The organism is Exiguobacterium sp. RM11 (genome assembly GCF_059821525.1).
Window position 1 is genome coordinate 2,554,356 of the sequence record NZ_CM187558.1, and the last position, 24,248, is coordinate 2,578,603.

The window sequence follows — 24,248 nt, forward strand, 5'->3', positions numbered from 1 at the left end:
TAATCGCTCAGTCCCTTCTTCTCATTATGCGTTTTCGACAGCGATATCTTCCCCGATGATTTTCACTTCCGGTTCTAATTCCACTTCGAACTTCTCTTTAACGGTCGCTTGCACGTGACGGATCAACGAAATATATTCCGTCGCAGTCGCCTCCGCAATGTTGACGATGAACCCTGCGTGCTTGAGCGATACTTCCGCCCCTCCGATTCGTTTGCCCTGAAGACCAGAGTCTTGAATCAACTTGCCGGCAAAGTAGCCTGGCGGACGTTTGAAGACACTTCCGCACGAAGGATATTCGAGCGGTTGCTTCGACTCACGTTTATACGTCAAATCGTCCATGACTTCTTTGATCAATTCGTAGTTTTTCGGTTTGAGCTCGAACGTTGCTTCTAACACGATGAACCCTTCTTTTGATACACGGCTCGTACGATAGTCGAGTTCTAATTCGTCTTTTGACAAATGAAGCACTTGTCCGTCCGACGTCAATACTGTCGCAGACGTGATGACGTCTTTCGTTTCTCCACCATATGCACCCGCGTTCATATAGACGGCGCCACCGACCGTTCCAGGGATACCACAGGCGAACTCAAGACCGGATAAACCTTCCGCAAGCGCTTGACGTGAGACATCGATAATCGCTGCCCCAGCCTGTGCCACGATTTGGTTCCCTTCGCGACGAATCGTATTTAGTTCATTCAAGTTTAAAACGACTCCGCGAATTCCCCCGTCGCGGACAATCAAGTTTGAACCGAACCCGAGAATCATGAACGGCATTGCTTCCTGATGGGCTAGTTCTAAGACGGCTTGGACTTCTTCGTACGTGTGTGGGGCTACGAAGTAATCTGCTTTCCCGCCTAGTTTTGTATACGTGTGTGCCGACAGCGGCTCGTCTTGGAGGACGCGCTCGGCCGGAATAATACTCTGGAGTTGCTGTAAAAAGCTCATGCGTTCACTCAATCCTTTACGTTCTATTTAAGTGTCTCGATCACATCTTCTTCGTACCGAGCACGTCACTGAATGGTTTCAGTACGAAACACAGTATACAAATGATTGTCGGACGTGACAAGCAACGTTTTTCTTACAATGTCATGATTAGTTTATAACAATAGCGATGTCGCTACAGCCACTACAATCGGAATTGTAAAGTTATCCCAATCTCGGTATGAAATCGCTTCAGTTAGTGTGGCGATGATGGAAATGATAAATCCATATGTTACCACTTGCCACATGACGACATCATTCCACAAAAACAATAAAAATAAGACCCCATACGAGCTTAAGAACATGGCGACGCTCCCTTGGAAGGAACGCTTTTGACCGTACAAATCATAGATGACTGTCCCATACTTCCGTCCAATCAATGCAGCCATTCCATCCCCCCAGGCGAGGACGAGTGATCCCGCTAAAAATGCAATCGGTTCCGACTCAAAGAAGAAGTATAAAATGATGAGTAAAGCGATTGGATAATAGACCGTTCCGAAAGACTTCCGTTCCGTCTGATGTACCGGTGATGGGCTTTTATATAACAAGGCCGCGTTCGCGAAGGTGAAGAAGATGAGCGGGACTGCCGCGACGTACCAAGAATCCATTAACCAGACCGCTAGTAGCGACCAATGTCCGACTGCGATATGTACACTTTTTCGAATCGTTTCGTCTGTCCACCCAAGACGCTTTCCAACTTGTTCGAGACCGACGAGAAATACAAGGACAATCACGATGGAAAGAATCGAACTAATCCATTCATTCATTGCTTGACCACCTCTATGTATAGGATGTGTATAATACCGTCATTATACCTTAATCAGTGCCCATCCTAGCTTACTTTTCAAACATTTGGTAGAATGAGGTCAAATGACTGTATAGCCAACGTACGATGTTGGTGATAGAAAGGGTGGCCGTATGCGCGACGCAACTTCAATTCAAACTTTGGCAGATTGCCTTCACTTCATGCAGGTCGGAGAAATCGAGCGAGCCATCGCCCTCTTCCCTGAAGACGTGCGTGAACATTTTCCAAAAGAGCTTCGAAAAATCCACTTGTTTCATATTGAAAAGAACGGCTTGTCCATCAATCAAATCGTTGCCCTTGCGAACGCATTGACCGGAGAACATCTCTCGGCGACAACGATTCAAAACTGGACGAAGCGTGAAGTCCGTAAAATCATCGGTGTCCCACGAATCGGTAAAAAGTATTCCTTGCATCAAGCAGCCATCATCTACCTTCTTGATGACTTGAAACACCTTTTCTCACTTGAAGAGACAAGTTCCTTATTGGCACTTATCTTCAACAACCCTGACCGGGACGAAGACGACTTCATCACTCCGATTGATTTTTATCGATTATACGCAGAGTATGCGAAGTCGACGAGCCCAATCGACCTGCTCGATACGCGTGCCAAGCGTTCTCTCGAAAAAACGAAATACACACATCCGAATATCATTCATGTCCTAAAGCTCTGTTTGTACGCACACCGTGTGACGACACTCGAGCTCGAGGCCAAGCAGTATTTGAACCGTTTCATTTGATGGAACGGTTTTTTTTGCATCAAAAAACACCGGTCAAGGACCGGTGCTCGTCATCGTTATGAGACAGATGCTGCGAGCGGCATCCGCGATTTAACCGTTAACGTTTTTAAGACAGAAAGGAGTTCGAACATCGATAGCTGATCTGCTTCTTTCGTTAAGCAGAACGTGTCGTTCTCTTGTTTCCGTAGCTCCGCGACAAGTTTCCCTGCTTTGTCACGGACGCTGAACTTATGACGTTCCACATCGTATTGAATCGTGAAGAGTCCGCGTTCATAGACGTTGTACTCACACTTTTTCCCGAATAACGAGAACTTGTCTTTCAATTGACCAATCGCCTGTCCGTCATGGTTCATCACGACCCATTTTTGGCAGTTCGGGATATACTTCCCGTGAGCGATCTGTCGTCCAGACAAATTGTGCACTTGGACACTGCCTTCCGCGTCGCGGTGAACAGATCCGATCGCATCATTTGTCTCATCATAAATGGTCGCCTCGCCTTGCGTAAAGACGCAACCTTTTACATAAATTAATTTGCGCACCGCTTTTTCCTCCTAGCACGTTCCAACCGTGATTGTTTGTATGTGTACGGTCGGGCATTTCTTGAAACCCCAATCGTTTCTCTGTGTAGTTTTTATCTCGTTTCAACTACTACATATTTCATATGACGAAGATGATTATTGCATCGATTAAAGAAAAAGACAAGCCCTTTTTTTCGACATCATTTTGGATTCTGTCGAACTTGTGAACATGCCTATTCTTATCGCTTATATCCCGCTTCTTTTAAGAGTTCTTCAAGCTCCATTCTTGCAATCAGACGAACTTGATTTGGCGCCGCCAATTCATACGCACTGTCCGTAAATGTCGAGTTCGTCACGACCCATCCTTCGTGTGCCTGATAGTACGGAACGGCAGCCGCAATTTGTTGAACCGCTTCAAGACCGACTACCTTTTCATACCGTTTCGCTTGTACCGCAATCGACCATCCATCGGGTGTCTCGAGCAACAAGTCTGCCCCGAAGTCACGCGAGGCTGGTGTCACGGTAACCGTGTATCCGAGCGCAGTGAACACATTCTCTAAGAACAGTTCGAATTCTCGGCCATCCATCCGATCGATTCGGTCAATCGTCGACAGTCGGGCTCTCCAGACGAACCACACGATTCCGAACACGATTAGTAAGATACTGCTCCAAAGTGGTGCTCCGAACCACCATAGACCAATAGCACCGACCATACTAATAAGTAATCCAATCATCCCCATCGTTCCTTTCCACGTCCTCTCTCCCACTTTACCGTTTCGAGGGCAGGAAATGAAAGGGGGATCTGTCGAATGTTATAGAAGATATGCTCGTCTGACACCACGAAGGAGGGATGATCGTTCATGGAGAATCGCACCAATCTCCACAGTGAGTTATTACATGCATTACCTTACGGGGTTGCTTTAATAGAAAAAGACGGAACAATCGTTCAGGCAAACCGGCCGTTCCTAGAAAAGTTTCCAGAGAATCTACAGACTCGTACGAACCTCTTTCATATGGTCAACCAGTCTCCGATGACGATGGAATTATCTCGCCGAATGGAGCAAGGACTTCCATGGATGTATGAACTGCCGATGATGCGCGTGCATGCCATCCCTTGGGAAAAGCACTACATTCTTTCCATCGAACCACTCCCTCTCGATACACGCGTGACGATTCAACACAATGCGTTTGAAGCAATGATGAACACCGAGCTCGACATGGCGATGATCATGACGGATGCCAATATGTTGATCACTCGATTTAACCAGGGAGCGACGGAACTATTCGGCTACGCCCCTCATGAAGTGTTATATGAGATGACCCCGTTCGCTTTGTTCGAGTCAAGGGAGCTGAGCGAAAAGCGTTCTGCCTATCAAGATGAGACAGAACGGTTGCTTTCGTTCGAACAAATGTTACGCCTCGCGCTCGACAAAGGAGACCGTGAGTGGAAATTTCAATGTAAAGACCGGACACATTTTATCGGAAAACTCTTTATGCACCCGGTATATGAACAAGAGCAACTCATCGGATTCTTTTTCTTCGTATTTGATGTGAGTCCTGAGATTGAACTAAAACGAGAACTCCGTTATAAGGAACAACGCTATCGGATGTTTGCCGAATCTGTCATCGAGGCTGTCCTATTCCACGAAGACGGGATGATTCTTGATGCGAACAAAGCAGCGGAATCCATCTTCAAAATTCCAGCTGAGCAAATGGTCGGTCGGCAAACGGTTGAATTTATTGCCGAAGGATATCGGGCAGATGTGTTGCGACGAATCCGCAACCATATCCAAACACCATATGAAGTGATTGGACGACGAGCGGACGGCACGTTTCTAGAGATGGAGGTCTACCCGAAAGAAGTGACGTATCTAGGCCAAACATTACGAGTCGCCGTCATGCGTGACATTAGCGATCGTAAAAAAATAGAACGCATGCTCGAACGAGAGAAAAATGCGATTGCCCGCCAACGAGACATCATTCAATCGATTTTACAGGCGTCAAACGAAGCATTCGTCTTGACCGAGTCGAACGGGAGCGTCTTGTTCATGAACGTCCATGCGCGACGCCTCATGGACTTACCCGGGATCGCCCCGAATAAAATACAAGAGCGGATCCCCCTTCTCTCCACGTTTCGTCCACGTGACCGAAGCGAGATGCTACGTAAGATGGATCAACTGTTAGACGGAACGGCTCGGGAAGTGTCCATGCGTTTCTCCATCCCACAACCGAACGACCGAGATGAGGAATATTACGAGATGTACGGCACGACGATGGATACGAAACGACAAATCGGAATGGACAGCGGTTTCTTATTCGTATTCCGTAACCGAACGGAAGAAGAGCGGATGGACCAGATTAAAAACGAACTAGTGAGCACGGTCTCGCATGAACTACGGACACCTCTTTCTTCATTATCTGGCTACATCGAGTTGATGCTCGCTCGCGATTTGACGCCTGATAAGCGAGAACGTTTCTTGAAGACGATGTCACGAGAAGCGTCACGGTTAACGGCGTTACTCAATGACTTCTTAGACATTCAACGCATGGAGGGTGGTCATCAGGAATACAAGCAAGATCAGTTCTCATTGAATGAACTCGTCTTAGAGGTGGTTGAACGCTTCCGTGAAACGAATGACCATGCCATTCATTTTGATAACGCTGATGAAGATCTACGCTTGATTGCTGACCGGGACCGCATTGAACAAGTACTCGTAAACTTAATTTCGAATGCAATCAAGTATTCGCCGAACGAACAAGAAATTGAAGTACGGGTCCGGCACGACCACAATCAGGCCCACGTCTCTATTCGTGACTTCGGAATCGGTATTCCTGAACACGCCTTCGAGAAACTTTTTACAAAGTTTTATCGAGTCGATAACTCCGATACACGTAAAATTGGTGGGACCGGTCTTGGCTTGTCCATCTGTAAAGAAATCATCGAATCCCATGGCGGCAGCATCGAAGTGGAATCGACTGTCGGAAAAGGATCGACGTTTACATTCACACTAGACTTAGCGGAGGAACTATCATGAACGATTATGCCTTTACCGGATTCCCTGGATTTTTAGCTGGAAAGTTAATCGAACATCTTGCGTCGTTGCCTCATCAAATCGGAACTATCTATGCGCTTCATCTCCCTAACCAACAGCTTGAAGCGGAAGAACTACGAGACACGTTGCTGTCTACGACATCCCTCGAGCCTCGCCAGCTCGTCTTAGTGGAGGCGGACATCACGTTACCGGAAGTGATTCTCGATCCGATTATGCGCTCTGTCATCGAGCGTGACGTGCATTACGTCTTTCATCTAGCTGCGGCCTATGACTTGAGCATTCCGTATGACACGGGGTATCGAATCAATATCCTCGGTACGAAACACGTCACGGCGTTCGCCAAACGGTCGAAACAGTTAAAGCGGTACGTCTATTTCAGTACGGCCTATATTGCCGGTCGCAGGCAAGGGACCGTCTATGAGAACGAACTCTGGCATCGGGCTCGATTTAAAAATCATTATGAAGCGACTAAATATGAAGCGGAAGCACTCGTCTCCCGCGAGATGAGAGCGATGCCAATCACTATCATTCGTCCTGGTATTGTGATTGGACATAGTCGAACAGGTGAAACGAAGAAGTTTGACGGTGTCTATTTTGTATTGAAATTGATGGCGCAACTTCAACAGATGCGACCGCTCCCTTATATCGGGCGTGCGAACGTCGAAGTGAATTTAGTTCCTTATGATTATGTCGTGGAAGCGACCGCCTTCCTAGCACACTCGCCAGTCGGGTCGAAACGGACGTTTCATTTGACGGATCCTTTCCCGCATGGTGCGCGTGAAGTGTATCGCATGCTACATGAGACGATGTTCCACCGTCCTCCTCGCGGCACGGTTCCCCATGCTGTTGCAGATGTCGCATTCACGACTTGGAAAAACGCCGCACAACTGGATGTTCCGCACGAACTGCTAGACTATTTCAAACATCCTGTCCATTTCGATACGACGCAAACGATTCGTGCGCTCGATGGGACTGGAATCGTCTGTCCGGATCTTCAAGATTACCTACCGGAGGTCGTCCAATATTTCATGACACACGAAAAGCCCTGAATGCGTTCAGGGCTTTTTGGATTAACCAATCAAAATCTTCTCTTTCGGATAGCGAATCTTCCGGTCGGCTTGTCGTGCGACCGTGAAGAGAATCGTCAACGATCCGACACGTCCAAGGAGCATCATGAACATGATGAACCCTTTACCGGCAGCATTCAAATCAGCAGTAATGCCCAATGATAACCCGACCGTCCCGAACGCCGACACCGTCTCAAACAAAATGGCGCTTGCTGGAATATGACCGTTCGTCAAAATGACGAGTGTCGTGATAATCAAGATGAAGAAGAAGCTCGAGATGGCGACAACGTATGCCTTTTTGATTTGAAACGCATCAATCGTCCGCTCCATAATGACCGTTTCTTTCTTACCTGCAATGAACGCCCACATGTCCGCGAAGATGACCGCTAGCGTCGTCACTTTAATCCCTGACCCTGTCGAAGCTGCACCGGCCCCGATATACATCAAAATTAAAATCAAGCCGATTGAGGCAGGTGCCATCGTTGCGATATCAATCGTATTAAAACCGGCCGTACGTGTCGTCACGGCTTGGAAAAACGTCACGTGTAGCGCCTCACCGATGGACCGCCCATAGAGAGAGCCTTCATTTGATACCCACTCAAACATCATGAGCACGAACCATGCTACCCCATTGATGACCAAAAGGGACAGAATCATGATTTTCGAATGAAGGGCGAGACGTTTCCATCCTCTTACTTCTGTCGCATCGGCAATCGTCGTGAACCCGAGACCCCCAATCATGATCATGAGGGCAATCGTCATGACAATCGCCGTGTTTTGTTCAAATGACATCAGACTGTCCGGAAATAACGCGAAGCCCGCATTGTTAAAGGCGGAGACTGCATGGAAAAAACCATAGTAGAGTGCCGCACCGAAAGAATAGCTCTCTGTACTATATAGCTCGAATGTCAAAAACAGCATCCCGATAAATTGAACGATGACCGTCGTGAAGACGATATTTCGCACGAGACGAACCGTTCCACCGGGTCCGGCTAAGTTTAGCGATTCTTGCAAGAGAATCCGTTGTTTCAATCCAATTTTCTTCCCTAATACACTGAGGAGCATCAACGCGATTGTCATGAACCCGAGACCCCCGATTTGAATGAGGGCGACAATCACCAATTCTCCGAACAAGTTGAACGACGAACCGATGTCGACTGTCGACAACCCGGTCACGGTACCCGCGGAAGTTGCGATAAATAGACAATCAATCCAAGAGACTGGTTCTTCTTGAGCAAATGGCATATATAAGAGTGTTGCCCCGATAAAAATCGCAAGTAAAAATCCTCCCGCGATAAAACGGGCAGGTTTTTCAAACACGACTCGATAAAATACCTCGATTCGCTTCAAGCGCATTTCACGCGCTGACAGTCTATGTCGCATCACGACATCCCCTTCACTTCTGTTATTCTAAGCCTCATGTTACTCCTCGCCTTTCTAAATGCCAACAAGAAAATGTATCTCTAACGCTTTCCTCAAATTTTTGGTATTATGGGAGATAGACTTTAAGAATGTTGAGGAGGTTGAATGAAACCGTGGACCCTAGTACGGTAGATCATTCGATAGAGGATGTCTCGCGAAGGTTGGAGCGCCAATCACAATGTATGCCCGCTCACCTTTATTTTCAGCTAGAAGAGTTACTCAATTGGTCACTTGAGCAAGAAGTCGTGAATCAATTGTACGCATTGTTAAAAAAATACGACGTATTAACCGATATAGAGCGTGAAGAACGAAACATCAGCATTCAAATGCTGATTGATGAAAACGGCGCTTAATCATCGGGAACGCATGTTGCGGGAGACGAGTAGCGTCTCTCGCTTTTTTTGTCCTGATTTATTTCGGAAAGGTGGAAAACAAAGACATGGATGTCGTCACGTTAGTCGGGCTCATACTCGGGTTCCTCACCCTCGTTGGTGGAATGTTATTAAAAGGAGCGGGTATCGCACCGCTGATCAACCCTGCCGCAATCGTTATCATTTTCGTCGGTACAGCTGCTGCGGTCAGTATCGCCGTATCGAAAGAACAGCTTCAAAATGTACCGAAGTTATTTAAAATCTTGTTTAAAAAGCAAGAACTCTCAAGTAAATCTGGATTGCTTACACAATTCGTCGACTTATCGACGCAAGCTCGGAAAGAGGGACTATTATCCCTAGAAACAGCACTTGAACAAGTTGAAGAACCATTTTTACGCCAAGGCATGATGATGGTCATCGATGGTCAACCTTCTGAATACATTGCAGAAGTCATGTCACGTGATATCGAAAACATGGAACAGCGTCATAAGGCGAACGCCGACATCTTCACCCAAGCCGGGACATATGCTCCGACGCTCGGGGTACTCGGAGCCGTAATCGGATTGATTGCTGCCCTGAAAGATTTGTCGGATATTGAAAAACTCGGACACGCCATTTCGGCAGCCTTCGTCGCAACACTATTCGGGATTTTCACCGGGTACGTGCTTTGGTTCCCGTTTGCCAATAAATTAAAGCAGTATTCGAAGAGCGAAGTCGTCATCAAAGAAATGATGATTGAAGGGATTTTATCGATTCAAAGCGGTGAATCTCCAAAAACGTTAGAAGATAAGCTGTCTGTGTATTTGTCTCCAAAGGAGCGAGCTGACTATGAAACGCAAAAAGAAGCATGATCATGAAGAACATATTCCAGAAGGTTGGCTCATTCCTTACGCCGACTTATTGACACTCTTGCTCGCGCTCTTCATCGTATTGTTCGCATCGAGTAACATCGACCAAACGAAGCTCGAGAAAATGTCGCGCTCGTTCAACCAAGTATTCTCTGGGGGCGTCAGTGTCTTCCAAGCTTCGACCGCCTCAAACAGCGACATCAGTCGGACGGATAAAACGAATACGACCGCCAATCCGCGCACGTACGAACTCGCTCAGCTCGATGAGTTAAAAGAAGATGTGAACCAATATATTAAGAAGAATGGGTTAGAGAGCCAAATTAAAGCGACGATTAACTCAAGTGGTCTCGTCTTAACGATTCAAGATCGCGCCCTCTTCAACTTAGGAGAAGCAACACTTGATGCCGATGCTCAAAATGTGGCTCAAAACATCAGTCAAATCTTAGAGAAGGCTGGAAAGCGAGAAATTGTCGTCTCTGGTCATACGGATAACATCCCCATCAACACGACCCGCTTCCCATCGAACTGGGAGCTCAGTTCAGCACGTGCGACGGCATTCATGCGTGGATTATTAACGAATGATGCATTGAACCCGGCTCAGTTTACACTCGCAAGTTACGGGGAATTCAAACCAATCGCCACGAACGATACAGAAGAAGGTCGTTCGAAAAACCGACGCGTCGAAGTGTTGATTAAACCGCTCGTCGACTTATCGGAGGGCGAACCGAAAATGATTGAAACAATCACCTTACCGAACTAAAATCACCCACTCAAACGAGTGGGTGATTTGTGTCATTGCGTCAATTTGAAGTAACGTCTCGCAAGTTCTGTGAGCGGACTTTCAAACAAGCGTTTCCGCCAGTAGAGATCCGTCACTTTCTTCACCGCTTCACTGCGCGATGGATAAGGGTAAATCATGCGTGACAACTTGCCGATCTTATCGCCGCGTTGCATTGCATAGACGACGATTTGCATCCAGTCGCCAGCTGATTCACCAACCGCATGTGCCCCGATAATCTTTCCATTTTTCTTCGTGATGACTTTGACAAAGCCCGCCTCTTGGCGTTCGGCGATGAAACGGTCCACTTCCGACAGTTTCGCTTCATATGTCTCGATGTCATCCCCGTAACGCTCACGCGCTTCTTTCTCCGTCATCCCAACGTGAAATACTTCGGGATCTGTGAACGTGATCCAAGGAAGCTTACTGTAATCTACCTTGTTCCATAGTCCAAACAGTGCGTTCGCAACAACGGCTTTCCCTTCTTCGCCAGCCGCGTGTGTGAACGGTAACGTCTTGATCGTATCGCCAATCGCAAAGATATGCGGCTGTGACGTCCGATACGAAGAGGAGACATCGATGTATCCTTTCGTCACTTGAACGTTTGCACGATCGAGACGAAGCGCGTCGATGCGTGGCACACGCCCTGTCGCCATGAGCAGTTTATCTGCTTCATATTCGACTGTCTCGCCGTCCACCTCTGTCGTGACACGAATGCGACCGTCGACTTCATCGACCCGGTTGACCTTCACGCCGATTTTTAAGCGCATCGCCATCTCGAGTTGAGATTTTAGGTAAGTTGAGACGTCTTCGTCTTCTTTTGGCAAGAACGCATCCTGTGCCTCGAGTACCGTAACTTGCGAGCCGAGTCGAACAAACGATTGTGCTAGCTCGAGGCCGACTGTCCCGGCACCGATGACAATGAGGCTTTCCGGAAGCGTCTCTTCTTCAAAAACCGTCTCGTTCGTTAAGTATGGGACTTGATCCAATCCGTCGATTGGAGGGACTGTCGGTTTTGAGCCGGTTGAGATGACGAATTTTTTCCCAATCAATAAATCGTCCCCGACTTTCAATTCTGTCGGGCTTTGGAAAGAAGCCTCTCCGATGTAAACGTCGACCCCGATCTTTTCAAAACGTTCTGTCCCATCATGGTCTTGGATAATAGCCCGCGCCTTGTCGACTCGTGCTTTCGACATTTGATAATGCTCGCCTCCATTGAATTCTGTTCCGAGAACACGCGCTGCGCGCATCATCGCATTCGCTTCTTTCGAGGCGGCAATCAATGCTTTCGACGGGACACATCCGACGTGCAGACAGTCGCCACCTAAATGTTTGTTCTTTTCAACAAGCGCGACTTTCGCGCCTAAGTTCGCTGCTCCTGCTGCTACCGTCATCCCAGCGGCACCACCGCCGATGACAATCAACTGATAGTCCTTCATCGAATCAACCTCCGATATCGTTCACTCACATCTTCCATCCGCTTCCGATTCACGCCAAAGTCTGAATAGCCGACACGTGACGCAGACCGAAACTCGACTTGTTGAGTGGAATCATCAAATAGAAAATTCACATCATCTTTAAAACGCATCACTTTCGAGGTCACCACATAATGAAGGCCCTCATCTGTTTCTTTGATCAGTTCGGCCCGTGGCAATTGGTTCATTGCCATCTTGATCGCTTCAATTGATTGGCCGCGACTACCCGCATATGGGAGCGGAGACATGCGTAACTCTTCAATCGAGGTTTGCGTCGAGACGGCATTTGGACTTCCTTTTAACGGCTTCAATGACTGATTGGCCATAACAAAAACCTCCCTCATTCTACATACATCTATATATGTAGCCTGAATTCGGGAGGTTTAACCCTATTAATGTAGTTCGCTCGGGTCGAGAGGTAATAAAACCGTCACGGTCGTCCCGTGTCCGACCTCACTCTCGATGACGAGTTTTCCTTCATGTGCCTCAATCAACTCTTTGGAGATGGCGAGTCCGAGACCGCTACTCCCTTCCGTCACATGGGCCTGATAGAACATTTCGGTGATACGCTGCAAATGCTCACGTGAGATACCAGGACCTTCATCGATGATCGAGATGAAGGCGACACGTTCTGATTGAACGAAACGGATGGTCAATGTCCCGCCATCCGGTGAAAAGCGAATCGCATTCTCAAGAATGTTCAGGAACACTTGTTTCAATCGATTCTCATCAAATAGCCCGACTGACTTTTGAGGATAACGTTCGATGAGTGTAATGCCTTTGTCTTCGAGCGACTGCTTTAACTGCAATGTCACTTTTCGCAACAAGGAGACTAAATCGAGTTCCTGACGATACAAGACCAATCGACTCTCTTCAATCTTCGTGTAATCGAGAAGCTGCTCTACAAGACCAATCATACGCTCTGTTTCCGAATGAATGATACTCAGACCAAGCTCCGTTTCTTCAGACAACTTCTCATCGCCACCTCGAATTGTCTCCGTCCATCCTTTAATCGATGTGAGCGGTGTCCGCAATTCATGGGAGACGCTCGAGAGAAACTCATTACGTGTCGACTGGTGCTGCTGTACTTTCGCACCTAAATACGTAAGTGTCCGAGCCAATGCCCCAAGCTCATGTTTCTCATTCGACTCCACAGCGACGTCGAAATCACCTTGAGCCATCTCATCCGCCGTTTCGATGATTTGACGAATCGGACGGACGAAACGATCAGCAATGCGAATGACCGTATAGAGTGCGAGTAACCAGATGAGGACACCAATCATGACGACGGTCATCCAAATCTCACGAATCAGCGTATCTAGGTCTTCGAGCGGGCGTGTAAAACTAATCGCGAACTCTGACGTATCGTTCGTCATAATCGGACTGGTGACCGATAAGTAATGCTCGTCACCGACGTCATAGTCCTGAACGACCGACTCACCTCGTGATAGCTCTTGCAATTGTTCTTGTGAAAAAGATGCCTGCCTCGTCCGTTGACCGGTCGTCTTGACGATTGAACCGCTCTGGTCGACAATCGTCAAATCGGTTCCGGGATATCCGAATGTCCGGACGAGAACGGAAAAGGCACTCGGCGTCTCAAACCCGACTTGGGCTTGAGGATATAAATATGCACTCGTAGTCGCATGACTGAGTAACGCTTCCGACTCATACTCGTAATAGTATCGATATGTCCCGTAAGACAAGACACTGACGAGTAAAAGCAAGACGATCGTCACGACAATCATCATGCGAATGACTAACTGTTGTTTCATGCTTCATGTCTCCGCCATTTATATCCGTGACCCCATAATGTTTCAATATAAATCGGATGACTCGGGTCATCTTCGATTTTTTGACGCAATCGACGAATGTTGACGTCGACGGTCTTGCGGTCACCGAAGTAGTTGACGCCCCATACGGCATCGAGTAGCGCATCACGCGATAAGACAATTTCCTCGTTTTGAACGAGATGACAAATCAAATCATACTCCGTCGGCGTCAAATCGATCGATTGACCATACTTCGTCACTTGCTTCGCCGCAAGATCAATCGCGAACGGTCCTGACTTCAACCGCTTCGAGTCTTTTCGTTTCACTTTTTCCACACGTCGCAGCAACGCTTGAATGCGTGCTACCAATTCGCCTGGACTGAACGGTTTGGCGATATAATCGTCCGCCCCTTTTCCGAGTCCTTCGATTTTATCTTCTTCGAGCGTCCGTGCCGTCAACATGATAATCCCGACGTTTTCATCGATATCTCGAATGGCCGCACATGCCTCGAACCCGTCCATCTCCGGCATCATAACGTCTAATAAGACGACATCGAACGGTTCACGGTCAAATGCGGTGACCGCCTCTCGTCCATTCGTCGCCTCAAACACATCGAAACCGGCTCGTTTTAAATTCACAATAATGAAGCTGCGAATCGCATGCTCGTCCTCAGCTACTAAAATTCGATTCATATTTACACCTCTTCTAGAGTTCACTTCTCTACATTATAGTTACGTTTTTGCGACAAGGTTGTCAATTGACCTTAAAAAGGTTTAGGATGGAGTCATTAGATTCTGAAGGAGGACCCCCTACTACTATGAGTTACAAGATGATTGTATTGGATATGGATGATACGCTCCTCACGAGCGACCATACGATTTCCCCTAAAACAAAAGAAGCACTTCTCGATGCGCAAGAGCGCGGCTATAAAGTCGTGCTTGCAAGTGGCCGACCAACGTTTGCGATGTGGGATGCAGCCCGTGAATTGGAACTTGCGAAGTACGGTAGCTTCATCTTATCGTTCAACGGTGCCTCGGTCATCAATTGCGCGACGAACGAGGAAATTTTCTCGAGCACGCTTCAACCGGACACAGTCGCCCATCTCCATGATATCAGTGAACGGGAAGGAATCGCGATTCATACGTACGTCGGTAACGAAATCGTAACCGATCGCCCGAACCCGTATACGGATATCGAAGGTGAATTGACAGGCATGCCGGTCGTTCATGTCGACGACTTTAAAGAAGCTGTGACCGCACCTGTCGTCAAATGTTTGATGCTTGCCGATGGTGACACGCTTGCTCCAATTGAGACGAAGCTTCAAGAAGAGTTGGCTGGAAAATTGGCCGTCGCTCGTTCAAAACCGTTCTTCCTAGAGTTCACGGAAGCCGGTGTCACAAAAGGGACAAGCCTCGCTTTCCTAGCTGATCAACTCGGCATCGCCCAGAAAGAAGTCATCGCTTGCGGAGATGGAAACAATGACTTGACGATGATTGAATGGGCAGGTCTCGGTGTTGCGATGGGTAACGCCAATACGACAGTCAAAGGGAAAGCGGACTTCATTACGAAGTCAAACAACGAAGACGGAATTGCGCATGTCATCGAGACATATATGGCGGACGTACTCGTCACGCAATAAGCTTCTGGTTGTAGAAAGGGAGGAAGTAAGATGAATAAAGGGTTGAAACGCGCTGGAGTCGGGCTGATTGGAACAGCGGTCGCGGGAGCGGCTTATGTGTTCCTTTCACCTAAACCCGCAACACGTTTAATCAAAACTTCGTTCGCAGGGGGGAACGAAGTGGAGATGAAGGGATTCGAGGAAGTCGTTCAAAAGACGTCTGTCCGAAAAGACATCGACTACTTGTCTTCTTATGACAACGGGACGTTTGATTTGATTCGCTATGAAGGCGACCGAAAACCTGTCCCAACAATCTTTTGGGTGCATGGTGGTTCGTTCGTCGGTGGTGATAAATCTGACGTCTTAAAATACGCCACCTCGATTGCGAGTAACGGCTACAACGTCGTCAGTATCAACTACGCGCTTGCGCCAGATGTAACGTATCCGACACCACTTCAGCAAATGGAAGAAGCGTATACATTCATCGCTGAAAACAACGATCGATTCCGTCTTGATTTGGACCGCGTCTTTTTCGCGGGTGATTCGAACGGTGGACAGCTCGTTGCACAGTTTGTCGGGATTCAGTTGAATGACGACTACTCGCCTTCAGCCGAAGTCAGACAAATTGTACCGAAATCGTCTATCCTTGGAACCATCTTATTGTCTGCACCATTCGACTTGAAACGTTCATGGCTCGAATCATCGAAATCTGTGAACCGCTTCTTGTTCAAACGCATCGGTTGGGCTTATTTCGGCACATACAACTGGGAAACACTCCCGGTCGTCGCTGAAGCTTCGCCGCTCGTCAACGTACCTGCCACATTCGTTCCGACGTTTATCGCTGACGGAAACGACTATTCGTTTGAAGATCAGGCGAAAGAATTTGCAACAATTCTCTCAGGTCGAACGGATGTGACGACTGTATTTTATGACCGGAACGAACACGAACTCGGTCATAACTATTACTTCGAAATGGACCGCCCGGCGGCAAATTCGACGTATCGCCGTCTGATCACGTTCTTACGTGAAACGACGAATCAATCCGTATAAAAATAAGCGACGTTCTCTGTTCAGAGAGCGTCGCTTATTTTCGTTAGCGTAACAGTTCGAACGCGCGTCCAATCAATTCATTTCGAGAAGGAGATGTATGACGAAGTGCTTCAAGTCGGTCAATCAAGGCCTGCTTCAATTCCTCGTCTTCTACTAACTCCAGACATTCAATGTGTAACAACCACGCATCCGGGTGCTCGGATAAAATGTCTGGAACGAGACCATCAATCGATTCCCCGCGTTCACGCATGAGGTGAATGCGATTGAACATCGGGTCATCTTTCGTCCATACACGTTCATCCCGTTCGATGATCACCGGTTTTTCAATGATCGTCAATTCTTCCACCGTCGTCCCAGGGAAGACCGATGGAAGTGAATCGACGCGTACTTCGAGTGAATCGAGTGAGATCGTCCGTCCTTCTAGTTGAACGGTCACCCCTTCGAGCATGTCCGATGCACATGCTTGACGAAGGGTCATTCCGTCCTCGAGGAGATCATCGCGGTCTAGCGCCGATTCCGTGTCATGGACAATGAGAAGTCCGTGACGTTCTCGTTTCGTCAACTGACCATTTTTTACGACTGTGCACTCATCCCATTGGATGAGCGTATGTTCCTTCGATTCTGTCATGTGGCGAACGATGCCGACACGTTCTGAACCGTCCTCGAGTCGAATCGTCGATTGACTTCCCGACGCCAATGCTTTTGTGACCGATTCAACCCCACCTTTTCGAATGGCCATTCTCCCCTCTAATTCATCTAAAACGGAAGAAAGCGTCTCAAAGTCTGGAATGACGAATAGTTCTTTTTGCATATTCGTCACGTCTTGCTTCGTCTGTAGCGCATGCTCCAAATCAAATGGATGTTTGACGACCGCATCGGTCAGACAGTGACGGCTTTCACCGACAGATGACAAGAGGCCCGCCCCGTAAATCATCGGATTCTCAAGGTCACCAATCAATCCAAATTCAACTGTCCACCAAAAGATACGTGCGACTTGTTGTGCCTCTGAAAAACCGGTCACTTGTGCTTTCGCTTCGTGTACCGCTCGTTCTGCCGCCTCGATGTCTTGCTCGGTTGAGTTGGCGTTCTCTTTCACGATTGTCAAGCGTTTCAACGCCGCGAACGAAGCATGCTCTTCTCGGTTCATGAACGCTTTTGCTCCTAGTTGTCCGAAACGTTTGACGATTGCAGAGAATGTCGGGTCCATCAGCATCGGCGCGTGACCTGCCGCCTCATGAATGATATCAGGTGCTGGACTGTATAAGATATTCTCGACTTTTCGAATGTCCGTCGCGACCGGCAACATTCCGTTTCCTTGGAAATCAAAGAAAGCAACGCCTGGGATGAGTCCATCCACTGCGACAGTCGACCATCCCGCTGCCCGCATCTCATCCGTCATCTGTTCGACGTTCGGTAATCGGTCTGGTCCCATTCCCGTCCGTTTTAAACCTTCGATGTAAAACGGGTGCGCTTTTCCTTCTAACGTATGCAGATTCAAGCTTAAAACGAAGCGCCAGACGGCATGATCCGTTGGTGTGTATTCATTGTAAAACTGCGGTGAAATATGTGGGGCAAGATGTGCTGGAATCGATTGTGTCAACATGTGAAGTCCTCCTTTAAAGTCAAAAAAAATCCCTATCGATTCAATCGATAGGGACGACAAAGCCGCGGTACCACCCTGGTTGCTAGAGATTATCTAGCCGCTTATTCCGATAACGGGGGACCGCTCAATCATGAGAGCTCGGGAACTGTAATTCGATTCATCTTTTGGGCGTGTTCGCAGCACCACACGCTCTCTGGGCCAGGGAAGATGTCTCTACTTCGGTTCCTTCTTCGCTTCTACTACGTATTCATTTCTCTATCTTTTATACAGTTATGCTGTTATGCATATATGCTTTTAAGCACTAAAGTGACGTCTTGTTAGTTACTGTACCAAAGGTTTTTCAACGCGTCAACAAAAAACAGTCTACGAATTTTCGTAGACTGTCAAAGACACCAATCGATCGGGGACTGTCCCCACTTGTTTAAAGCGTCATTCACTTGAGAAAACGGCTTTGATCCAAAGAATCCACGATGGGATGATAGTGGGCTCGGATGAACGGACGTGAGCACTTTATGCTGCTCTCCGATCCATTTCATTTTCTTCTTCGCGTCATTCCCCCACAGGATGAATACGATAGGCTCTTCACGACTCCCTAGTCGCTCGATCACCGAGTCGGTGAACTGTTCCCATCCCTTTCCGCGGTGTGAACCTGCTTTCCCCGCTTCGACCGTCAGCGCTGTGTTCAAAAGGAGGACTCCTTGTTTCGCCCACTTTTCTAAATTCCCACTCTCCGGAATGTCACACCCGATGTCGTCTTTTAGTTCTTGAAAGATATTTCGTAACGACGGTGGGAAACGCACCCCATCCTGTACCGAAAAACTGAGACCATGCGCTTGGTTTGGTCCGTGATAGGGGTCTTGCCCTAAAATCACGCATTTCACGTCACTGAATTTGGTATAGATAAAAGCGTTCCAAATGTCTTCACGGTTTGGATAAACGATCGTCTCCTCATACGCTTGATCAACGAATTGCTTCAACTGTTGGAAATAAGGTTGACTCATCTCGTCTTGGATGATGTCTGTCCAATCTCCAAGTAATCGACTCGATAACTGCTCTCCCATTGCATACTCCCCTTTCCCTTTGTATGATACCCAAAATGCGAGCATACAAAAAGACGAGCCAGCCGACTCGTCTTTCGCATTATACCGTTACTGCGCCTGCAACTTCCTTCGCAAGTGCTTCTGCTTTCGCTTTCGCGTCCGCAACGATTTCTTCGATTTTGTCCGGGTATTGGTTCATCCCTTCAACTGCTACCGTCGTTACTTCAGACACACCGACGAACGCGAGCGCTTGGCGGAGGTATGCGTCTGCAAAGTTAAGGTCAGTTCCTGTGTAGATACCACCTGTTCCTTGGATGTGGATCGCTTGTTTGTTTTCAAGCAATCCGACAGGACCTTGCTCCGTGTAACGGAACGTTTTACCCGCCATGAGGACGCTGTCGAGGAACATTTTCATGCGTGCTGGGAAGAAGAAGTTCCACATTGGCGTTGCGAATACATAAAGGTCCGCTTCCATGAACTTCTCGAGCATGCCGCTCATTGTGCCTACTTTTTTCGCTTCCACGTCAGTGAGTGCTTCGCCTGATGCGAATTTGCCCCATGCGCTGAGCACGTCTCCATCGATTTCTTGTACATCGACATCGTAGAGTTCGATTGCTTCTACTTCGATTGATGCGTTTTCAGCCTTGAGTGTTGATACGAATGTTTCTGCAACTTGTTTGCTGTATGAAAGTTCAGTTGGTTTCGGGTTAGCCGATACATATAATACTTTAGTCATCGTGTAATCCTCCATTTGGGTAATCTCTAATTTTTTTCAATAACAGTTAGAACTATATCATCTGTATATCTCATCGTCAATTATTTTAACTTCAAGATATTAATGAAAAAAGCAACGGGCTTTATTTGCCCGCTGCGTTATAACCGACTCGTTTCAATAACGAAATCAATTGTTCCGTCTCTTCATCGCTTAACGGTCCGTATATATCTTTAAAGATTTCGATGTGCTGTGGATAGACGACATCCATGAGCGCCTTCCCATCCTCTGTTAACGAGGCGTATGTGACGCGACGGTCGGACGGACAGGCGATTCGTTCAATCAGCCCACGCTTTTCCAACTTGTCGATCACGTATGTCACGCTACCACTTGTAATCAAAATCTGGTCCCCGATTTGTTGTAACGGGGTATCTCCTCGTTTATACAAAACGGATAAAACACCGAACTCTGTTGAATTTAACTGGTGGCGTCGTAAATCTTCTTTCACACGATCGCTGATGGCATCCATCGTTCGTGCGAGAACGACCCATGCCTTCAATTCAAGGGATTCAATCATGTCGGTTTCACCTCAATTCGTTCATCATATATCACTAGTATAGCAGGACTTATGCAGTATAAGCCGGGAAAAATACTTCGTCAAGGAACTTCTTCATTGTCGCGTATGTCGGAAACGTTTAGAATGGTAGTATTGTGATTTTAAGAAAGGGTGGACCGTATGCGTGAGTATTACGAAATTTCATTGACGATTAAACGGGAGTTTTTGCATGCTGTCATCGATTTGTTGAATCGGGAAGGCATCGCACCGGACTATGCGCTCGAAAAGGAAGGCGCGGTCTTTTTATTGTTCAATCATTTACCTTGGCCAAACGTGACCCGTGAACCGCACGCCGTGGAACGTTTCTTGTTGACGTTGAAGCGATCGGATTATTTATTCGTCAAAACGAAACGTAAATCACCGGTCCCCGACCATGAACCGGTCGCCTGCATGGGCGCCCTCGTTTCTCCGTTTCATGAACATCTGCGTATCGAACTCGCAGTGGATGAGTCTGAAGCGAGTCATTTAGATATGTCCGCATTCCGTCATTATTAAACGAACGACATGTTCCAATCCCCATGAAGATCAGCCGAAAGTGCTGACGATCATGGGGATTTTTTAGGAGTAATCGATTTCGCAGACGGGAATAAAGGACAGTATTCGAACCGAAAAGGAGATATGTTGGAATGGACACAGTCATGTTAATCGTCAATCCATCCTCAGGAAAAGAATTGGGGGAACAACACGCGACACATGCCGAGGAAGTATTGCGTGAACGATATGGACACGTCGATGTCCGCTTCACCGAGAAAGAACAGGATGCGACGAACTTTGCACGAGAAGCAGCAGAAAAACAATATAAGGCCGTCATTGCGATGGGTGGGGACGGGACGTTGAACGAAGCGGTCACCGGACTTGCGGAAGCGCCTCATCGTCCCGACTTTGGAATCATCCCGCTCGGTACGGTCAATGACCTTGCCCGCGCACTTGGTGTACCAAATGATCCAAAAAAAGCGATTGAAGCTCTTCGTAACGCTGAACCGACACCGATGGATATCGGAAAATATGAGAACGGCTATTTTATGAACGTCATTGCCATTGGTCTCATTGCCGAGGCGGTCGATGAAGTGAGTGTGGAAGAAAAGACAAAGTGGGGGCCGTTCGCCTATCTAATTGAAGGCGTGAAGGCGTTCCGCGAACATAGTCCTTATGCGTTGTCGATTGAAAGTGAGGACGGTCAATTTGATGGCGAAGCTTATCTCGTCGTCATCGCTTTGACGAACTCGGTCGGAGGATTTGAGAATTTCGAACCGGACGCACGACTGAACGATGGTCTGTTGCACGTCTATATTTTTGAAGAACTCGGTCTAAAAGATGCACTTCAATTAACGCCTGCCCTGTTCACCGGAAAATTAAAGGAAACGGACAGTGTCACGTCATTCTGTACGACACGGGTGAGCGTCAACTCGCCTGAATCCCTTCCTGTAAATGCAGACGGTGACACTGGTGGAACGTTGCCATTTACATTTGAAATTTTACCGAGTCATTTGAACGTATTGAAGCCCGTATAAGAGAAGGACTTTTATGAACGAAACCGAATGTTAACAAGCGAGAAAGGAGAATGACCTATCAACATCTCGCTTGTTCCACTTACAACAGCATCCGACGAAATCGTCGAGACATTCAATCGCTGGAATAATGACCCACAAATCGTGCATTTGATTCGTCCGAGTCGGTCTGAAGAAGAATTGACCGCTCATTATGAGATGACGGTCGAAGATTTAGAGGATCGTCTTCTGACACATGATATTTTTCTCATTTATGCAGACGACCATCTCGTCGGTGAAATGAACGTCATGTATGACCCCCCTCATCTGTACCGTCAAGAACCTGGTACGGCGTGGCTCGGGTTTGTCATCGGGGAATCCGTAGGACGCGGTAAAGGCGTGGGCACGGAGTCCCTTCGTTTGCTGGAGGAGAAACTACGGGCGCAGGGGACGCCTCGCATGGAGCTCGGCGTGTTCGCCTTCAATCACGCGGCCCATCGCCTCTATACGAAACTCGGTTATGAAGAAATCGGACGAATCGAGCACTTCACTTACTGGGACGGTCAATTCTGGTCCGACATCCGGATGGAAAAACGACTCAACTAAAAAACCCTTTCACGTGGTGTGAAAGGGCTTTGACTTAGTTGTTCAAGTTCTCGACTTCGACGATTCGGAAGCCTTTTTGTTCAAGCTTGGCAACAACTTTGTTCTTCATGTCTTCTTCGCAATCCGGTGGTAACGTCACGAGTACCCGACGCAACACCTTACTTTTTGCATCAAGCGTCATCAAGCTTGCGATTGACGTATACTTGTTGACGATTTTTGTAATCTTCTCGAGCGCTCCTGCCTGTTCGCTCAAGGCAATCGTCAAGACGTAACTACCTGTGTCACGACTCCATGCCTCTTCGAGCATCCCAAGCATCTTCCCGTGCGGAAGAATACCATAAAACTCATTGCTTTCATCTTTCAATACGGCAATGTATGGCAATTCTTTGATTGAGAAAAATACTTCGAAGAAGCCGTCGGATTCATGAACGTATTTTTGCGTATTTTTGATGAGCGTCATCACATTATCGTCCATGTTTTCCCCGTTCATTCCATGACGATAAATATGCATTTTATAAATGTTACCGCGGAAAAATTTCCCCGTCTCGTCTAAAACAGGCACACAACGATATCCTGTTTCTTCAAGCGTATGAAGCGCTTCCCGCAATGTTGCCTTTTCACTGATTGTGACAACATCTTTCTTCGGGATACATAAGCTATGCACTAACATGCGTTTTCCTCCCAGCCAATAATAAAGTGGTCTACACCCTATTCATTATTATTCCCCAAATATGATGAACATCCTGCATACTTTTTCTGAAAAGTTATGAACACTTCTTGTAATCCTTGCATTTGTCGGAATACGAAAAAGTCGTTATAGTGAAACTATCCAAACAGACAAAGGGGATGGACGATTATGACGATGAAAAAAGCATTGACGATTGCCGGTTCTGATACGAGCGGCGGCGCGGGTATCCAAGCCGACCTCAAAACGATGGAAGAACTCGGTGTGTACGGTATGACAGCTTTGACTGTCATTGTGGCACAAGATCCACATAACGCATGGAACCACGAAGTCTTTCCAATCGACACGACATTGATTGAGAAACAAATCGATACGGTGCTCGCTGGGATCGGAGTCGATGCAGTGAAGACGGGAATGCTCCCGACACCTGAAATCATTGAACTCGCAGCACGTAAGATTAAAGAATACGGAATCGAGAATGCCGTCGTCGACCCGGTCATGGCATGTAAAGGTGCGGATGAGATTCTTGACCCGAACGTTGCGGTCGCGATGCGTCAACATCTCGTACCAGTTGCAAAAATCATCACTCCAAACTTATTCGAGGCGCGTATGCTCGCTGGCCTCGATAAAACACCATCGACGATGGACGAAATCAAAGAAGCGGCTCGCCTGATCCATGAGCTCGGCGCTGAGATCGTCATCGTCAAAGTCGGTGGCAAACTTGGTTTCGATACAGCATTCGACGTCTTGTATGACGGAAACGAATTCCGCCTGCTAGAAAGTGAAAAAATCGAGCCTGCGTTCACACACGGTGGTGGATGCACGTTCTCTTCTGCCATCGCGGCCTCTCTCGCAAACGGTCATACGGTCGAAGAAGCGATTGAAATCGGAAAAGAATTTATCACAGAAGCAGTTCGTCACTCATTCCGCCTCAACCAATACGTCGGACCGACGAACCATACGGGATACCGTAAAAAAGTAGCAACACAATCGTAAACAGATGACCC

26 protein-coding genes and 1 other annotated feature are annotated in these 24,248 nt (G+C 47.5%); of the genes, 12 read left to right on the top strand and 14 right to left on the bottom strand.

The features are described from left to right. Positions 1-24: 24 nt before the first annotated feature. A complete protein-coding gene (gene murB / locus AC5LIL_RS13345) occupies positions 25-945 on the bottom strand; it encodes a UDP-N-acetylmuramate dehydrogenase (RefSeq protein WP_499824360.1) in 921 nt (306 codons plus the stop codon). A gap of 152 nt (positions 946-1,097) precedes the next feature. Then, positions 1,098-1,748 (bottom strand): diacylglycerol/polyprenol kinase family protein, encoded by a 651-nt coding sequence (locus AC5LIL_RS13350; RefSeq protein ID WP_499824361.1) that lies wholly within the window; start codon positions 1,746-1,748, stop codon positions 1,098-1,100. Positions 1,749-1,899: 151 nt separating this feature from the next. Here AC5LIL_RS13350 and AC5LIL_RS13355 point away from each other — a divergent pair, with 151 nt between their 5' ends. Beyond that, positions 1,900-2,523, top strand: a complete 624-nt coding sequence (locus tag AC5LIL_RS13355; RefSeq protein WP_214695937.1) for a DUF1836 domain-containing protein — start codon at positions 1,900-1,902, stop codon at positions 2,521-2,523. 56 nt (positions 2,524-2,579) lie between these two features. On the opposite strand, the gene AC5LIL_RS13360 is transcribed toward AC5LIL_RS13355, so the two are convergent. Continuing rightward, a complete protein-coding gene (locus tag AC5LIL_RS13360) occupies positions 2,580-3,062 on the bottom strand; it encodes an LURP-one-related family protein (protein ID WP_432232945.1) in 483 nt (160 codons plus the stop codon). 218 nt (positions 3,063-3,280) lie between these two features. Beyond that, a complete protein-coding gene (locus AC5LIL_RS13365; protein WP_499824363.1) occupies positions 3,281-3,775 on the bottom strand; it encodes a restriction endonuclease in 495 nt (164 codons plus the stop codon). Positions 3,776-3,901: 126 nt separating this feature from the next. Between AC5LIL_RS13365 and AC5LIL_RS13370 the strand changes: the two genes are divergently transcribed. Continuing rightward, positions 3,902-6,076, top strand: a complete 2,175-nt coding sequence (locus tag AC5LIL_RS13370; RefSeq protein ID WP_339962554.1) for a PAS domain-containing sensor histidine kinase — start codon at positions 3,902-3,904, stop codon at positions 6,074-6,076. Further along, positions 6,073-7,143, top strand: a complete 1,071-nt coding sequence (locus AC5LIL_RS13375) for an SDR family oxidoreductase (protein ID WP_499824364.1) — start codon at positions 6,073-6,075, stop codon at positions 7,141-7,143. The genes AC5LIL_RS13370 and AC5LIL_RS13375 overlap by 4 nt, the downstream gene beginning before the upstream one ends. Positions 7,144-7,164: 21 nt before the next feature. On the opposite strand, the gene AC5LIL_RS13380 is transcribed toward AC5LIL_RS13375, so the two are convergent. Beyond that, entirely contained in the window at positions 7,165-8,544 is a 1,380-nt protein-coding gene (locus AC5LIL_RS13380) for a TrkH family potassium uptake protein (protein ID WP_499824365.1), read from the bottom strand. A gap of 200 nt (positions 8,545-8,744) precedes the next feature. Between AC5LIL_RS13380 and AC5LIL_RS13385 the strand changes: the two genes are divergently transcribed. The 3 genes from AC5LIL_RS13385 (at position 8,745) to AC5LIL_RS13395 (ending at position 10,562) form a co-directional block, all read left to right on the top strand. Then, a complete protein-coding gene (locus tag AC5LIL_RS13385; RefSeq protein ID WP_224862903.1) occupies positions 8,745-8,936 on the top strand; it encodes a hypothetical protein in 192 nt (63 codons plus the stop codon). A gap of 86 nt (positions 8,937-9,022) precedes the next feature. Next, complete coding sequence (gene motA / locus AC5LIL_RS13390) at positions 9,023-9,805, top strand: flagellar motor stator protein MotA (protein ID WP_499824366.1); 783 nt, start codon at positions 9,023-9,025, stop codon at positions 9,803-9,805. Continuing rightward, positions 9,783-10,562, top strand: coding sequence for a flagellar motor protein MotB (locus AC5LIL_RS13395; RefSeq protein ID WP_214760777.1), 780 nt, complete (start codon positions 9,783-9,785; stop codon positions 10,560-10,562). Before motA ends, AC5LIL_RS13395 begins: the two co-directional genes overlap by 23 nt. A 32-nt stretch (positions 10,563-10,594) precedes the next feature. On the opposite strand, the gene AC5LIL_RS13400 is transcribed toward AC5LIL_RS13395, so the two are convergent. From AC5LIL_RS13400 to AC5LIL_RS13415, 4 genes are all read right to left on the bottom strand, one after another. Next, positions 10,595-12,019: a dihydrolipoyl dehydrogenase family protein gene (locus AC5LIL_RS13400; protein WP_214746981.1), complete on the bottom strand. Its 1,425-nt coding sequence runs from the start codon at positions 12,017-12,019 to the stop codon at positions 10,595-10,597. Beyond that, positions 12,016-12,381: a DUF1499 domain-containing protein gene (locus AC5LIL_RS13405; protein ID WP_214695922.1), complete on the bottom strand. Its 366-nt coding sequence runs from the start codon at positions 12,379-12,381 to the stop codon at positions 12,016-12,018. The genes AC5LIL_RS13400 and AC5LIL_RS13405 overlap by 4 nt, the downstream gene beginning before the upstream one ends. Positions 12,382-12,447: 66 nt before the next feature. After that, positions 12,448-13,827 (bottom strand): sensor histidine kinase, encoded by a 1,380-nt coding sequence (locus AC5LIL_RS13410; RefSeq protein WP_214695920.1) that lies wholly within the window; start codon positions 13,825-13,827, stop codon positions 12,448-12,450. Next, on the bottom strand, positions 13,824-14,516 hold the full coding sequence (locus tag AC5LIL_RS13415) for a response regulator transcription factor (RefSeq protein ID WP_026824524.1): 693 nt from the start codon (positions 14,514-14,516) through the stop codon (positions 13,824-13,826). The genes AC5LIL_RS13410 and AC5LIL_RS13415 overlap by 4 nt, the downstream gene beginning before the upstream one ends. 125 nt (positions 14,517-14,641) lie before the next feature. Here AC5LIL_RS13415 and AC5LIL_RS13420 point away from each other — a divergent pair, with 125 nt between their 5' ends. Together AC5LIL_RS13420 and AC5LIL_RS13425 are read left to right on the top strand one after the other, a co-directional pair. Then, positions 14,642-15,463, top strand: coding sequence for a Cof-type HAD-IIB family hydrolase (locus AC5LIL_RS13420; protein ID WP_499824367.1), 822 nt, complete (start codon positions 14,642-14,644; stop codon positions 15,461-15,463). A gap of 30 nt (positions 15,464-15,493) precedes the next feature. Then, positions 15,494-16,492, top strand: a complete 999-nt coding sequence (locus AC5LIL_RS13425) for an alpha/beta hydrolase (protein ID WP_214785607.1) — start codon at positions 15,494-15,496, stop codon at positions 16,490-16,492. A 43-nt stretch (positions 16,493-16,535) separates the two neighbouring features. Here the strand turns inward: AC5LIL_RS13425 and AC5LIL_RS13430 are convergent, their stop codons facing one another. From AC5LIL_RS13430 to AC5LIL_RS13445, 4 genes are all read right to left on the bottom strand, one after another. Beyond that, complete coding sequence (locus tag AC5LIL_RS13430) at positions 16,536-18,095, bottom strand: aromatic amino acid hydroxylase (RefSeq protein WP_214785606.1); 1,560 nt, start codon at positions 18,093-18,095, stop codon at positions 16,536-16,538. A gap of 46 nt (positions 18,096-18,141) precedes the next feature. Next, positions 18,142-18,335, bottom strand: a binding site (T-box leader). Between the two features lie 143 nt (positions 18,336-18,478). Continuing rightward, on the bottom strand, positions 18,479-19,156 hold the full coding sequence (locus tag AC5LIL_RS13435) for a uracil-DNA glycosylase (protein ID WP_214785605.1): 678 nt from the start codon (positions 19,154-19,156) through the stop codon (positions 18,479-18,481). A gap of 79 nt (positions 19,157-19,235) precedes the next feature. Further along, complete coding sequence (locus tag AC5LIL_RS13440) at positions 19,236-19,871, bottom strand: FMN-dependent NADH-azoreductase (protein WP_015880490.1); 636 nt, start codon at positions 19,869-19,871, stop codon at positions 19,236-19,238. A gap of 121 nt (positions 19,872-19,992) precedes the next feature. Next, positions 19,993-20,424 carry a MarR family winged helix-turn-helix transcriptional regulator gene (locus AC5LIL_RS13445; protein ID WP_214746962.1) on the bottom strand — a complete coding sequence of 144 codons (432 nt, stop codon included), beginning with the start codon at positions 20,422-20,424 and terminating at the stop codon, positions 19,993-19,995. Between the two features lie 159 nt (positions 20,425-20,583). On the opposite strand from AC5LIL_RS13445, the gene AC5LIL_RS13450 reads away from it, so the two are divergent. The 3 genes from AC5LIL_RS13450 (at position 20,584) to AC5LIL_RS13460 (ending at position 22,556) form a co-directional block, all read left to right on the top strand. Next, entirely contained in the window at positions 20,584-20,958 is a 375-nt protein-coding gene (locus tag AC5LIL_RS13450; RefSeq protein WP_074034233.1) for a hypothetical protein, read from the top strand. Positions 20,959-21,089: 131 nt separating this feature from the next. Continuing rightward, entirely contained in the window at positions 21,090-21,974 is an 885-nt protein-coding gene (locus tag AC5LIL_RS13455) for a diacylglycerol/lipid kinase family protein (RefSeq protein WP_499824368.1), read from the top strand. 99 nt (positions 21,975-22,073) lie between these two features. After that, entirely contained in the window at positions 22,074-22,556 is a 483-nt protein-coding gene (locus tag AC5LIL_RS13460) for a GNAT family N-acetyltransferase (protein ID WP_499825366.1), read from the top strand. Between the two features lie 34 nt (positions 22,557-22,590). Here AC5LIL_RS13460 and cbpA read toward each other — a convergent pair whose 3' ends face one another. Continuing rightward, positions 22,591-23,226: a cyclic di-AMP binding protein CbpA gene (gene cbpA, locus AC5LIL_RS13465; RefSeq protein ID WP_214695898.1), complete on the bottom strand. Its 636-nt coding sequence runs from the start codon at positions 23,224-23,226 to the stop codon at positions 22,591-22,593. A 186-nt stretch (positions 23,227-23,412) separates the two neighbouring features. Here cbpA and pdxK point away from each other — a divergent pair, with 186 nt between their 5' ends. Further along, positions 23,413-24,237, top strand: coding sequence for a pyridoxine/pyridoxal/pyridoxamine kinase (gene pdxK, locus AC5LIL_RS13470; protein WP_214785603.1), 825 nt, complete (start codon positions 23,413-23,415; stop codon positions 24,235-24,237). Positions 24,238-24,248: the final 11 nt, after the last annotated feature.

Coding starts and splice junctions, on each gene's coding strand:
- cbpA (WP_214695898.1), bottom strand. CDS start 23,226: ATGTTAGTGCATAGCTTATGTATCCCGAAGAAAGATGTTGTCACAATC.
- AC5LIL_RS13355 (WP_214695937.1), top strand. CDS start 1,900: ATGCGCGACGCAACTTCAATTCAAACTTTGGCAGATTGCCTTCACTTC.
- AC5LIL_RS13380 (WP_499824365.1), bottom strand. CDS start 8,544: ATGCGACATAGACTGTCAGCGCGTGAAATGCGCTTGAAGCGAATCGAG.
- AC5LIL_RS13410 (WP_214695920.1), bottom strand. CDS start 13,827: ATGAAACAACAGTTAGTCATTCGCATGATGATTGTCGTGACGATCGTC.
- motA (WP_499824366.1), top strand. CDS start 9,023: ATGGATGTCGTCACGTTAGTCGGGCTCATACTCGGGTTCCTCACCCTC.
- AC5LIL_RS13450 (WP_074034233.1), top strand. CDS start 20,584: ATGCGTGAGTATTACGAAATTTCATTGACGATTAAACGGGAGTTTTTG.
- AC5LIL_RS13445 (WP_214746962.1), bottom strand. CDS start 20,424: ATGATTGAATCCCTTGAATTGAAGGCATGGGTCGTTCTCGCACGAACG.
- AC5LIL_RS13405 (WP_214695922.1), bottom strand. CDS start 12,381: ATGGCCAATCAGTCATTGAAGCCGTTAAAAGGAAGTCCAAATGCCGTC.
- AC5LIL_RS13420 (WP_499824367.1), top strand. CDS start 14,642: ATGAGTTACAAGATGATTGTATTGGATATGGATGATACGCTCCTCACG.
- AC5LIL_RS13430 (WP_214785606.1), bottom strand. CDS start 18,095: ATGTTGACACAATCGATTCCAGCACATCTTGCCCCACATATTTCACCG.
- AC5LIL_RS13400 (WP_214746981.1), bottom strand. CDS start 12,019: ATGAAGGACTATCAGTTGATTGTCATCGGCGGTGGTGCCGCTGGGATG.
- murB (WP_499824360.1), bottom strand. CDS start 945: ATGAGCTTTTTACAGCAACTCCAGAGTATTATTCCGGCCGAGCGCGTC.
- AC5LIL_RS13375 (WP_499824364.1), top strand. CDS start 6,073: ATGAACGATTATGCCTTTACCGGATTCCCTGGATTTTTAGCTGGAAAG.
- AC5LIL_RS13365 (WP_499824363.1), bottom strand. CDS start 3,775: ATGATTGGATTACTTATTAGTATGGTCGGTGCTATTGGTCTATGGTGG.
- AC5LIL_RS13425 (WP_214785607.1), top strand. CDS start 15,494: ATGAATAAAGGGTTGAAACGCGCTGGAGTCGGGCTGATTGGAACAGCG.
- AC5LIL_RS13455 (WP_499824368.1), top strand. CDS start 21,090: ATGGACACAGTCATGTTAATCGTCAATCCATCCTCAGGAAAAGAATTG.
- pdxK (WP_214785603.1), top strand. CDS start 23,413: ATGACGATGAAAAAAGCATTGACGATTGCCGGTTCTGATACGAGCGGC.
- AC5LIL_RS13440 (WP_015880490.1), bottom strand. CDS start 19,871: ATGACTAAAGTATTATATGTATCGGCTAACCCGAAACCAACTGAACTT.
- AC5LIL_RS13415 (WP_026824524.1), bottom strand. CDS start 14,516: ATGAATCGAATTTTAGTAGCTGAGGACGAGCATGCGATTCGCAGCTTC.
- AC5LIL_RS13370 (WP_339962554.1), top strand. CDS start 3,902: ATGGAGAATCGCACCAATCTCCACAGTGAGTTATTACATGCATTACCT.
- AC5LIL_RS13350 (WP_499824361.1), bottom strand. CDS start 1,748: ATGAATGAATGGATTAGTTCGATTCTTTCCATCGTGATTGTCCTTGTA.
- AC5LIL_RS13435 (WP_214785605.1), bottom strand. CDS start 19,156: ATGGGAGAGCAGTTATCGAGTCGATTACTTGGAGATTGGACAGACATC.
- AC5LIL_RS13395 (WP_214760777.1), top strand. CDS start 9,783: ATGAAACGCAAAAAGAAGCATGATCATGAAGAACATATTCCAGAAGGT.